The organism is Peptoniphilaceae bacterium AMB_02 (assembly GCA_036321625.1).
Taxonomy (GTDB): domain Bacteria; phylum Bacillota; class Clostridia; order Tissierellales; family Peptoniphilaceae; genus Microaceticoccus; species Microaceticoccus formicicus.
This window is the reverse complement of sequence record CP143259.1, coordinates 1,321,311-1,333,832: the sequence shown is the minus strand read 5'-3', so window position 1 is coordinate 1,333,832 and position 12,522 is coordinate 1,321,311. Positions and strand designations below refer to the sequence as shown.

At 36.1% G+C, this 12,522-nt stretch carries 9 protein-coding genes; 6 read left to right on the top strand and 3 right to left on the bottom strand.

All coding sequences use genetic code 11. The features are described 5' to 3' along the window. Nucleotides 1-50 precede the first annotated feature (50 nt). Both VZL98_06575 and VZL98_06570 read right to left on the bottom strand, forming a co-directional pair. Nucleotides 51-416: an endonuclease domain-containing protein gene (locus VZL98_06575; GenBank protein WVH62368.1), complete on the bottom strand. Its 366-nt coding sequence runs from the start codon at nucleotides 414-416 to the stop codon at nucleotides 51-53. Between the two features lie 482 nt (nucleotides 417-898). Beyond that, nucleotides 899-1,930, bottom strand: coding sequence for a M42 family metallopeptidase (locus tag VZL98_06570; GenBank protein WVH62367.1), 1,032 nt, complete (start codon nucleotides 1,928-1,930; stop codon nucleotides 899-901). Between the two features lie 383 nt (nucleotides 1,931-2,313). Here VZL98_06570 and VZL98_06565 point away from each other — a divergent pair, with 383 nt between their 5' ends. Both VZL98_06565 and whiA read left to right on the top strand, forming a co-directional pair. Beyond that, nucleotides 2,314-2,721: an NUDIX domain-containing protein gene (locus VZL98_06565; protein ID WVH62366.1), complete on the top strand. Its 408-nt coding sequence runs from the start codon at nucleotides 2,314-2,316 to the stop codon at nucleotides 2,719-2,721. 14 nt (nucleotides 2,722-2,735) lie between these two features. Next, the gene (gene whiA / locus VZL98_06560) at nucleotides 2,736-3,695 is read left to right on the top strand and encodes a DNA-binding protein WhiA (GenBank protein ID WVH62365.1); all 960 of its coding nucleotides are present in this window, start codon (nucleotides 2,736-2,738) and stop codon (nucleotides 3,693-3,695) included. Nucleotides 3,696-3,712: 17 nt separating this feature from the next. On the opposite strand, the gene VZL98_06555 is transcribed toward whiA, so the two are convergent. Continuing rightward, nucleotides 3,713-4,117, bottom strand: a complete 405-nt coding sequence (locus tag VZL98_06555; GenBank protein WVH62364.1) for a GrdX family protein — start codon at nucleotides 4,115-4,117, stop codon at nucleotides 3,713-3,715. Between the two features lie 168 nt (nucleotides 4,118-4,285). On the opposite strand from VZL98_06555, the gene VZL98_06550 reads away from it, so the two are divergent. The 4 genes from VZL98_06550 to VZL98_06535 all read left to right on the top strand — a co-directional run bounded on the left by VZL98_06550 (nucleotide 4,286) and on the right by VZL98_06535 (nucleotide 12,431). After that, on the top strand, nucleotides 4,286-7,741 hold the full coding sequence (locus VZL98_06550) for a DNA polymerase III subunit alpha (protein ID WVH62363.1): 3,456 nt from the start codon (nucleotides 4,286-4,288) through the stop codon (nucleotides 7,739-7,741). Nucleotides 7,742-7,753: 12 nt separating this feature from the next. After that, nucleotides 7,754-8,713 carry a 6-phosphofructokinase gene (gene pfkA / locus VZL98_06545; protein ID WVH62362.1) on the top strand — a complete coding sequence of 320 codons (960 nt, stop codon included), beginning with the start codon at nucleotides 7,754-7,756 and terminating at the stop codon, nucleotides 8,711-8,713. Between the two features lie 22 nt (nucleotides 8,714-8,735). Continuing rightward, the gene (gene pyk, locus VZL98_06540) at nucleotides 8,736-10,496 is read left to right on the top strand and encodes a pyruvate kinase (GenBank protein WVH62361.1); all 1,761 of its coding nucleotides are present in this window, start codon (nucleotides 8,736-8,738) and stop codon (nucleotides 10,494-10,496) included. A 582-nt stretch (nucleotides 10,497-11,078) separates the two neighbouring features. Then, nucleotides 11,079-12,431, top strand: a complete 1,353-nt coding sequence (locus VZL98_06535) for an MATE family efflux transporter (GenBank protein WVH62360.1) — start codon at nucleotides 11,079-11,081, stop codon at nucleotides 12,429-12,431. Nucleotides 12,432-12,522 lie beyond the last annotated feature (91 nt).

Here is a 12,522-nt window from a genome sequence, read left to right as displayed (position 1 = left end):
AATTTACAGAATTCCAACTGTTATATTTTATACCAAACCATCACCACTACTTAATCCACCGAAAGAGAAGCTTCTTTAACCCTTCTATCTATCGCCTCACAAACACCGGTGAAGTTTCTGTCTATATCCAGATTGCTTATCCTGAAGACAGTTAAACCGAAACTCTCTAACTCAAGAGTACGTCGTTTGTCTTTTTCTAGCTGTTCTGTTTGATAATGTTCTCCTCCGTCCAGTTCAATGCAAAGTTTTGCTTTAGCGCAATAGAAGTCAATTATGTAATTGCCAATGGCCTTCTGTCGCTGAAATCTTAATGGGTAATCTTTTAAGAATTCATACCACAGTTTCCTTTCCCATGGTGTCATGTTTTTCCTTAAATCTTTTGCTAGTTTAATGTTATTCTTGTTATAATCAAGCAATTATTTCCTCCATTTCATGATTTGTTTATTATTGTCATAACTATATAATAGCATAAAGTGTTCTATATTTCAGAGTTGCATGGGGGAGTGATATTGAAGAAAGATTTTTAAGGTAGCGACGTGAAGATGTCGCTTTTTGTATTTCTCTCCCTCCGAGTCGCTTAGGCGACCCACCTCCCTCGTCAGATGGAGGCTAAGTGACTGCCAATCTGTTTGATCTTTTATCAGCGCTTTATTAAAAAAGGACAGGTATACATAAGAGTTTTACCTTCTCTATTTGTTATTTATGTATTTGACATTTTGACATGAAATAAGTCTTTGAGAGCCTCCATCTGACGAGGGAGGTGGGTTTGTGAAACAAAGTCGGAGGGAGAGATATACCAAGAAGGAATTTGGGAAATTCCAACTAATTACCCACACACCAACTTATCCACTTCATAAATAATAAAAGAGCATCGCCTTTTTAACGATGCTCTACTTGTTTACGCCAGCGCATATTCCAGCATTAATTTAATTGTGTTTTCTATTGCTTTTTTATGTGTTCTTTCAAATGTGTGAGAACTTGAAACTCCGGGGCCGATTAAGCCGACTCTGATTTCATGGCCTGCTCTTAGTGCTGCAGATCCGTCAGAACCGTAGAAGGGATAGATGTCTATTACATAGTCTATATCAGCTTTTTTTGCAAGTTCTACTAGTTGGTTACGGATGTGAAGGTCGTAAGCGCCGCTTGAATCCATTGCGCAAATAGTTACATGAGTTTCAAGAGAGCTTTGACCGGTGTCAGGGGCTGCCATGTCTACGGCAATAAAATCTTTGGTGTTTTCAGGGATTACACTTGCACCATGGCCGACTTCTTCGTAGTTGGAGATTAAGAAGTTTATTGTTCTTTTTGGTTTTATACCTTTCTCAACTAATTCCTTTGCAAAGCCCAGGATACAAGCGACTCCGGCTTTGTCATCAAGATGTCTTGATTTAATAAATCCGCTTTTTGTGAACACTGTTCTTGTATCTAGAAATACAAAATCTCCTATTTCAATACCTAGTTTTCTTACATCTTCATCATTTTCAACTAATTCATCCAGTTTAATTGACATGGTGTCGGCGTTTCTTTCGCATTTGGATATTTCTTCAGGATGAACATGGACGGATGAGTTGTTCAGGGTAATTGTACCTGTGTATTCGTCACCATTCATAGTTTTTACAACTACATATTCGCCTTCGATGGTGTTGAAAGGGTAGCCGCCAATCCTATGGAAAACTAGTCTTCCGTCTGATTTAATTTGTTTTACCATCGCTCCGAGGGTATCTACATGACCGCTATAAGTTATAGCATCATCGGATTCTCCGGGGATTGTAGCAACTAAAGCTCTCTTGTAGGTTAAGTGGTTTTCAATACCAAGTTTTTCAAATTCACTTTTTACAAGCTCAATGGCTTCATCTGTATAGCCTGTAGGACTGGGGGTTAAAAGAAGTTTTTTCATAAATTCCAATGTATACTCTAATATTTTGTCCATATATCCTCCTGTTATAGATGTCATAAGCTGTCAAAGAATAGGTTTTTACAATAAAATAAAAAAGATTTATTCTTTAACATTTGTTAAATTGACATCCAATAGTATTTTATATTAACCATATTATCACTTAAGCTCTTGATTTTCAAGATAACGTTTATTTATTAACGTGAATATATAACAAAAAGTTATAAGATGACAAGAAGGTTCGATTAATTACTTAAGGAGTTTAATAATTTGTAAAATTAACGTTTTTTGATGCTATAGATACATTTGAACATTGGACAGTGAGCCGATTTGGTGTATAATAATAGTATTGTATCAAGAATTTTCAATGCGATTAATTATTAATTAATTTGGAAGTAAATCATCAAATGGAGGTAGAAATGGAAGAGATTAGTGCCGGTGGCGTTGTAGTCGTAGGCGATACTGTCCTTACTTTAAGAAAGTATCAAGGAGACTGGGTCCTTCCAAAAGGGAGATTAGAAGGAAATGAATCCAGTGAAGAAGCAGCTATTAGAGAGGTCTACGAAGAAGCTGGCGTAGTTGGAGAGATAAAAAAGTATATAGGCTATTTAAAGTACACTTATGTACATGGTAATGGTAAAAGGGTTAATAAAACTGTTCACTATTATTTAATGACTTCTAAAGAAACTATTGGAGCAACACCCCAAAAAGAAGAAGGTTTTATGGAAGCTGTGTTTATGGATTCCGAAAAGGTAATAGAGAAACTTAAGCACGAAGCAGAAAAAAATATGGTAAGAAAAGCCGTGGAGTTATCCAGAAATTTTTGAAATGAGGTGACAAAATGTCATTTTCAGTCGACACAAAGAACGAGGTTGCTAATTTAGAAACCGGTTCTAAATCCTGTAATTTGTCTGAATTGGCAGCTTTGGTCAGAACTAATGCAACTATCACTATATCCTTTAGGGATGAATTAACTCTTAAGTTTGCAACAGAGAGCAGTCCAACAGCCAGAAGGATTTTTAGGATTATAAAGTCCTTGTATGGATATGATTCAGAAATCAGGGTAACCAGAAATGATCAGCTTAGAAAAAAATCTTTTTATATTTTGCATATAAATGATGAAGAGATATCAAGGTTTCTATTAGAGGATACAGGTTTTGATCCTTCACTATTTGCACTTGATTCAGTGATGAATCCGGACAAGAATTTTTATCCGACATCAATAGTTGACAAGAGGGCTTTCCTAAGAGGTGCGTTTCTAGGTGCAGGTTCTGTAACGGATCCTAACAAGACATACCATCTTGAGATTGTAGTAAATTCAGAGCAAACCGGTAATTTGCTTATAGATATTTCAAAGGAACTCGATATAATAGCAAGATTGACTATGAGAAAAAGCCAGTTCGTGTATTATTTAAAGGATAGCGAAATCATTACAGAGTTTCTAAGCTTAATAGGAGCAAATAATGCAAGACTTGAACTGGAAAATGTTCGAGTTATGAGGGATTTAAGAAATAATGTAAATCGTATTGTAAATGCAGAAACTGCAAATATAAGTAAAATAATAGATGCAGCTGTTAGACAAATAGATGCGATTGAGTTAATAAAAAGAGAAAAAGGTCTGGATGATTTGCCGCCAAACCTTAGAGAATTGGCAGAACTGAGGTTGGAGTATCCGGAGGAGTCGCTTAAGTTCTTAGGTGAGATGTTAGAGAAGCCTGTTGCCAAGTCAACTGTTAACAATAGAATGAATAAGATTATTTCTATTGCCGATGAGATTAAAAATAAAAATGTTGAGGCTTAGTCCTCAACATTTTTCGGTTAAAATAATTTTTCCATTACCGGTTTTATTAACGAAAGATCTATGGTCATAAAATCTTCTACTGCTCTACCAATCCAGTTTGGAGTCGGTCTATTTAACAAGAATTTTTCATATGTTGCAATGGCATCTTCTATTATAAGAAGACTCTGAGTATCTGTACTTATCTCATCACTTGACGGAGCTGATAATAAGACTGTTTTAAACGGTGTCTCATTAGGCTTTATACTACCTGATAGGGGATGGGTTTCCATGATGTATCCGGTATGTATAAGCTCTCTACATCTATTCAGCACAGCGCTATAATCCATACCTTCTATATGTTCAACATTGAATTCGTCTGAGTAGGTATCGTATACTTTTTTGTTATTTGTTACTAATACATAATCCTTAAGCAATTTATTCATCCTTTCTCAAGTCACAATAAAAAAATCTATTCATTAAATTTCCATTTTATGATAAGATTTTTGGACTTTATTATTTAATTTATAATCTACTATATTTTAGCATATAAAATAGATAATGGGAAAGCTTTATTAGGGTAGATGTGATAAAATATCAATGGGAGGAAATCTATGAATGATTTTACACATCTTCATGTCCATACTGAATATAGTTTATTAGACGGTTATTCGCCAATCGAGAAGCTGGTAAAGAGTGCGAGCAAGAAAGGAATGAGTTCGCTTGCAATCACCGACCATGGTTCAATGTTTGGTATTATTCAGTTTTATAAGACATGTTTAAAACATAATATAAAACCTATACTCGGTTGCGAAGTGTATGTGGCTGAAAAAAGTTATCTCGATAAGAGTACTGTAGATAAAGAGCAGCATCATCTTATACTTTTGGCAGAAACTGATGAAGGTTTTAAGAATTTAATGAAAATTGTATCCGAGGGATATGTAAATGGTTATTATTACAGACCTCGTGTAGATAAAAGTATCCTGTCCAAGTATAGTAAGGGTATAATAGCAACCAGCGCTTGTTTAGCCGGAGAAATTCAGCAATTATTATTATCTGACAGGTTTGAGGATGCTTTAGAGGTGAGTTTAGAATACAGAAGCATCTTTGGAGAGGATAATTTCTTTTTGGAGCTCCAAGATCACGGAATAAGTGAACAAAAATTAGTTAATAAACTTCTATTTGAAATTCATAAAAAAACCGGGATACCTATGGTTGCAAGTAATGATGTTCACTATGTAGAGAAAAATGATTCTACTATACATGATGTACTGCTTTGTATTCAAACCGGAAAAACTCTGGATGAACCAAACAGGATGAAATTTCCTACTGAAGAATTCTATTTAAAAACCTATGATGAAATGTATGAAATACTGGGAGAGTATCCCGGTGCTTTAGAGAATACTCTTAGTATCGCGGATAGATGTAATGTGGAGATTGTATTTGGAGAACTTCATTTACCACATTTTGAAGCTCCTAAAGGTTTTGACAATAAGGGCTATCTGAGAGAACTCACTTATAATGGACTTTTTAAAAAATACGGTGAGTTAAATGATGATATAAAGGACAGGGCAGAAACAGAGTTAAAAGTAATCGAGAATATGGGATATGTGGATTATTTTCTTATCGTATGGGATTTTATAAGGTATGCGAAAGAGAAGGATATCCCTGTTGGACCTGGTAGAGGTTCAGCTGCAGGAAGTATTGTTTCCTATGCGCTCGATATAACTTCTATCGACCCTCTTAAATATAATTTGCTCTTTGAAAGGTTTTTAAATCCGGAAAGGATCTCTATGCCGGATATAGACATAGATTTTTGTTATGAGAGAAGAGATGAAGTAATAGATTATGTTATAAAGAAATACGGTGAAGACCATGTGGCTCAGATTGTCACTTTCGGTACTATGGCTGCAAGGGGAGCAATCAGGGATGTAGGCAGGGTTTTCGATATGCCTTATGCACTTGTAGACAGGATTGCAAAGATGATACCTATGCAGCTGGGGATTACTATAGATGGTGCACTCGAGTTAAGTAGAGAGCTTAAAGCTGAATATGATGGGGATGAAGAGATAAAGAGGCTGATCGACTACGCCAATGCAATAGAAGGTATGCCAAGACATACTTCTACTCATGCAGCAGGTGTCGTTATTTCAAAAGATCCTGTTACAGATTATGTGCCTCTATCCAGAAACCAAGATGTTTTGACTACTCAGTTCAATATGATAGAACTTGAACAGCTTGGGTTATTAAAAATGGATTTCCTTGGTCTAAGAACTCTAACGGTTATAGATAATACTCTAAGACTGGTTAAGAATGTACACGGCGTGGAAATTGATATAAATGCAATTGATTTAAACGATCCTAAGGTCATGGAGATGTTTACCAATGCAGAGACTCTTGGAATATTCCAGTTTGAGTCGGCAGGGATGAGAGCTTTCTTGAAGGAACTTAAGCCATCGGTTTTTGATGATTTAATTGCTGCAAACTCCCTGTTCAGGCCTGGTCCTATGAACGAGATTCCAACTTATATTGCTTGTAAACACAATCCTGACAATATAAAATACATCCATCCTTCTTTAGAGCCTATACTCAATGTTACCTATGGTACCATTGTCTATCAAGAGCAGGTTATGCAAATAGTTCAAAAATTGGCAGGATATACTCTTGGTGGAGCTGATTTGTTAAGGCGTGCAATGGGTAAAAAAGATATGCATGTCATGGAGGAGGAGCGTAAGAGGTTTATATATGGTGAAGTCGATGAAGCCGGTAATATTGTTGTTGATGGCTGCATTAGACGTGGTGTTGATGAAAAAAGCGGAAATAAGATTTATGATTTGATGATAGATTTTGCAAAGTATGCTTTTAATAAATCTCATTCTGCGGCTTATGCCTATGTGGCTATGCAAACTGCATGGTTAAAAACTTTTTATCCTACTGAGTTTATGGCTGCACTTATGTCATCCGTTATGGGTCAGACTTCTCAGATATCACTTTATATACAAGAGTGTAAGAGGCTTAAAATTGAAATATTGCCACCGGATATAAATCACTCGTATAAGAATTTTTCTGTAGATGGATCTAAAATTAGATTTGGAATGGTAGCAGTTAAGAATGTGGGGGCAGCTTTTGTAGATGCAATTATAAATTGCAGGAAGTCAGGCGGTCCATTTACCAGTTTTATTGATTTTGTGCAGAGGATGGACAAAGAGAACAGACATTTGATTAATAAAAAGGCTATAGAGTCGTTGATAAGGGTTGGTGCTTTTAAGTCGACCGGTATAAATAGGGCTACTTTGATTTCAATGTTTGAAAAGACTATAGATTCTGTACTGAATGATTCCAGGAGAAATATTGAAGGTCAGATGTTTTTACTGGATGATATACCTGAAGAAGATAATTTGGAACCTGAGTTTATTTTACCTGAGTTCAGTAATAATTTATTATTGCAAATGGAAAAAGAACTAACAGGTCTTTATATAACCGATCATCCGCTAAGTTCTTACTCAAATAGTATTAAAAAGTATTCTACTTTTAAAATGTCAACTATTACAGAAATTGATGATTTTCAAGAACTACAAGACAAATATGATAATAAAAGAGTTTGTGTTGTCGGTCTGATTACTGCAAGAAATGACAAGATTACAAGAACAAATCAACAGATGAGTTTCCTTGATGTAGAGGACGAGTTTGGTGTTATCGAAATAGTGGTATTTCCAAAGCTGTTTGAGGAGTATAGAACGATTTTAAAGGAAGATACCGTGGTTAAACTTGAGGGCAGACTTACCATAAGTGAAAATGAAAATCCGAAAATGATATTAGATAGAATTTCTAAAGCGGAAGAAAATATTAAATCGGTATATTTAAAGTTTGTGGAAAAGAACGATGAGAAGAAATTGGGACTTATTGATTTACTATCTAAGTATCCCGGCAAATCACCTGTCATTATCTATTATGCAAAAGAGAAGGTGGCTGAGTGTACTGCTGAGAACTTATGGGTAGATGTAGAAAATAGGGAGTTAATAGAAAGTTTAAAGATGAGTTATGGTTCAAAGAATGTGATTTTACAATAATTGGAGGAATTTATGAAGACAATCGGGTTGTTGACAAGTGGTGGAGATGCTCCCGGAATGAACGCTTGTATCAGGGCTATCGTTAGAACATGTGTATATAACGGTATCAGAGTCATGGGAATCAGATTTGGATTTGACGGTTTAATCAGAGGAGATATTTACGAGATGAATGTTTCTTCGGTTGCTGACATTATCCAAAGGGGAGGTACGATTCTCGGTAGTGCAAGAAGCGAAGATTTCAGGACGGAAAAAGGACAAAAGAAAGCTATAGATATCTTAAAGGATTTCGGTATTGATAGCGTAATTGTAATGGGTGGAGATGGTTCTTTCAGAGGAGCCAAGGAGTTAAGTGTAAAGGGAATCAAGGCTATTGGGATTCCGTGTACAATCGATAATGACATGGGGTATACCGATTATACTATCGGATTTTACACCGCTGTAGAAACTGTAGTAGATGCAATAAGTAAGATAAGAGACACTTCTTCATCTCATGGTAGAGGAAATGTGATAGAGGTCATGGGTAGACATTGTGGTGATATAGCACTTTATGCAGGACTAGCAGGTGGTGCTGAGTCTATAGTAGTTCCTGAAATTGACTTTAATATTGACGAAATAACTGATAAGGTTATAAGCGGTAAGAAAAGAGGAAAGCTACACCATATTATTATTTTGGCTGAAGGCGTCGGTAATGCTTATGAATTGGCAAAAGAGGTACAAGAAAAAACCGATGTAACCACAAAGGTCACTGTCTTAGGACATATTCAAAGAGGTGGCAACCCGTCGGCGTTTGACAGATTACTTGCAAGTCAAATGGGAAATAGAGCTGTAAAGCTTTTAATGGAAGAAAAATCAGGATTGGCACTCGGTATGAGTTGCAATAAAGTCTTTGAGATGGATTTAATAGAAGCGGTCGGTATCGAGCATAAATTAAATACCGGGCTGTTCGAGATAGCCAGAGAGTTATCCATTTAATGAGTAAATAATAGGAGGGTATATGGATAAGAAAACAAAAATAGTATGTACTATTGGACCTGCTTCGGATTCAGTAGAGATGTTAAAGAATTTGATGAATGCAGGGATGAATGTCTGCAGGTTAAACTTTTCGCATGGTTCTCATGAAGAACATGAAGTAAGGATAAACAATATCAAGAAGGCAAGAGAAGAACTAGGTGTTCCAGTTGCTATCATGCTTGATACTAAGGGGCCTGAAATAAGACTAAAAAACTTCTCAACAGGTGAAGTAAATCTTAAATTAGGTGACAAGTTTACGCTGACAACCAGAGAAGTAGACGGAAATCAAGATATTGTTTCTATTACTTACGAAGGACTTCCAAAGGATGTAAAAATAGGAGATAGGATACTTATAGACGACGGTCTTGTTGAGCTGGAAGTAATAGAAGTTGCTGACGGAACTGATATAGTCTGTATGGCTAAAAACTATGGAGTTATTAAGGATAAAAAAGGTGTAAATGTTCCTTCTGTGTCAATTAATTTACCTGCCATGACCCCAAGAGATGTTTCTGATATACAATTTGGAATAAAGCATGGTGTAGATTTTATTGCGGCTTCCTTTATCAGAAAAGCTGAAGACGTTTTGGATATTAGAAAAGTATTGGAAGAGAATAATGGTGCCAATGTTGGTATTATTGCCAAGATTGAGAACGAAGAAGGTGTTGAAAATCTAGAAGAAATAATCCAGGCATCTGATGGAATAATGGTTGCCAGGGGAGATTTAGGGGTCGAGATAAGAACTGAAACCATGCCTATTGTTCAGAAGAAAATCATCAGACTTACAAATATGGCTTCAAAACCTGTAATCACCGCAACTCAAATGCTTGACTCAATGATCAGAAACCCGAGACCAACGAGAGCGGAAGTAACGGATGTTGCGAATGCGATTCTTGATGGTACTGATGCGATTATGCTTTCAGGTGAAACTGCAGCAGGGAAGTATCCTTTAGAAGCTGTTCATACTATGCATGATATAGCCCTTACCACTGAGGAATCAAAAGAGTTTTTGGATTCTGTAAATGCCAGAAAAGACTGGGTTATCAATACTACTACAAATTCAATTTCTCGTTCCAGTTGTTATATCGCTGAACAATTAGGTGCAGCTGCTATATTGACAGCGACAGCTACAGGTGGAACACCTAAACACATCGCTAAATTTAGACCTCATGCACCGATAATCGCAGCAACTTATACCGAAGAGGTAATGAGAAGTTTATCCTTAGTTTGGGGAGTTTTCCCTGTCTTATCCAAGAAAACCGAATTAACAGATGAAGTTATTGAAAGCTCAATTCATTCTGCACTTAATGCCGGATATGTTAAAGAAGGAAACTTAATAGTTATAACAGCAGGTATCCCTGTAGCAGTTGGGGGAACCACTAACCTAATAAAAGTACACACAGTTGGAGATATTGTTGCCAAGGGTCTTGGAATTGGTAAGAGATCTGTAAGTGGATCTGTTTGCATAGGCAGCACTAGAGAGGAAATACAAAGTAAATTTGAAGATGGAATGATTCTAGTAGCAAGATCTACAGATAAAGATTTAGTTGAGTACATTGAAAGATGTAAAGCTATAGTAGTTGAGGAAGGTGGACTTACTTCACATGCAGCTATCGTAGCACTACACTTCGGAAAACCTGCTATAGTAGGAGTAAAAGATGCCACAAATGTACTTGAAGATGGTGAAACTATAACTGTAGACCCAATCGCAGGATTGATTTACAGAGGCGAGGCTAGGGTTTTATAAAGGAAATAGTATAGGGCGTGAGGAAAGAGGTTTGAGGTTTAAGGAAGCGACGAGGAGATGTCGCTTTTTGGATAAATCTCTCCCTCCGAGTCGCTTTGGCGACCCACCTCCCTCGTCAGAGGGAGGCTAAGAGAATTCTTTATCGGCTCCATCTGAAGGCAGTAGAATTCTTGCCAATCACTTCGTTCTTGGGAATTCTTTGCATGAAGCCTACATAAAAATCAGATGTAAGAGATTTGAGGTGAGAAGTTAGATTTTAGAAGTAACGACGAAGAGATGTCGCTTTATGTTTTATCGGCTCCATCTGACGAGGGAGCTGTCAGCTCAGCTGACTGAGGGAGAGATATACAAAGAGGAATGCGTAGAATTCTACTGCTATATTTTAAACTCACGACTTCTCTCACGACTATCCAACTCCCCCGGTGAGCTGTCAACTCCGTTGACTTAGGGAGGCTCTGAAGAGCAAAACTTTATAAGAATTAAATAGAAGTATTATAATGTGCTTTGTGAACAGTCTTAGGAAAGCTTAACGGCTTTCCTTTTGTAATAATAGATATTGATTTTAAGAAAAGTGGTGAAGAAATGCTAACAAGTGAAAACAAAAAATTTATTAATTTAATACTTACAATTGTCCTTCCTGTTGCGTTTCAGGGGATTATTGCTACCACTTTAAATATGGCAGATACTGTTATGGTTGCAACCTTGGGTGATGCTGCTATTGCTGCAGTAGGTCTTGTAAACCAGTATATGTATTTTTTTATGGTAACCGTTTTTGGAATTTGTAGTGGATCCTCCATTTTCATTACACAATTCTATGGTAAAAAGGATATAGATAATATCAATAGGCATTTTGTTATAATGATGGTGTCTGTTTTTAGTGTTGGAGTAATTTTTACACTTGGATCTATTATCTTTAAAGAACAGCTGCTCCTATTATTTTCACATGAAAGTGAAGTAAGGGAACTTGCAGGGATATATTTAAATATAATTATTTTTACATTTATTATTACAGGTATAAGTTTCGGTATTACAACTGCTTTAAGAAGTTCCGGAGATGCAAAGTCACCGGTTATTATTTCCGTCATATCCTTTTTTGCTAATATTATATTTAATTATATATTTATTTTTGGTAAGCTTGGATTTCCAAAGATGGGAGTGGCAGGTGCAGCCCTAGGGACACTTATTGCAAGGATCATAGAGATAGTTTTGTCGATAATTATTCTTCGAGGTCCTGATGTAGTATTTAAGTTTAACTATAAAATAGCCAAAAGCGTTGATAGAAAATGCATTGGTACTTACCTTAAGATTGCAACTCCGGTTATCTTGGCGGAGACTCTTTGGTCTTTGGCACAGCTTTTCTTTTCTGCAATTTATGCGAGAACCGGAAAACAAGGAGCGGCTGCAATACAGGTAACCAATACGATTCAAAATGTGTTTTTTATTCTTTCCAATTCACTATGTGCAGCTGCTGCCATAATAATCGGGCAGATGATTGGAGCAAAAGAGTATGAGAAGACTAAAAGATATGCCTCAAAGTTTATGAAGATTACGATTTTGTTTGGTATTGTTTCAGGATTAATTTTGATATTATTCCCAAATCAATTATTGTTACTGTACTTTGGTCTTGAACCGGGTTTGAAGAATGTTTCCGTAAATCTACTTATAATTAGAGGAATTTTCATATTATTCAGGTTTATAAATGCAATGTTTGTAATTGGAGTATTTAGAGGTGGCGGTGATTCAAAGGTACCCCTTATTTACGAGCTTATTACTATTTGGATATATGCTATCCCGGTTGCACTAATTGGAACCTTTGTATTTAAGCTTTCTATTGAAATGATATTTGTCCTCGTATCGATAGAGGAGATAATTAAGATGATAATGTTAATTCCAAGATATATTTCAGGGAAGTGGTTAAAGAATGTTACAGAATAATAAAAAGTTTGTTGATTAAATACTTTACTAACTCGGCATTTTATAATATCATTATATTGTTAAGAAAAAAATAAAATTCATTAAGAAAGGA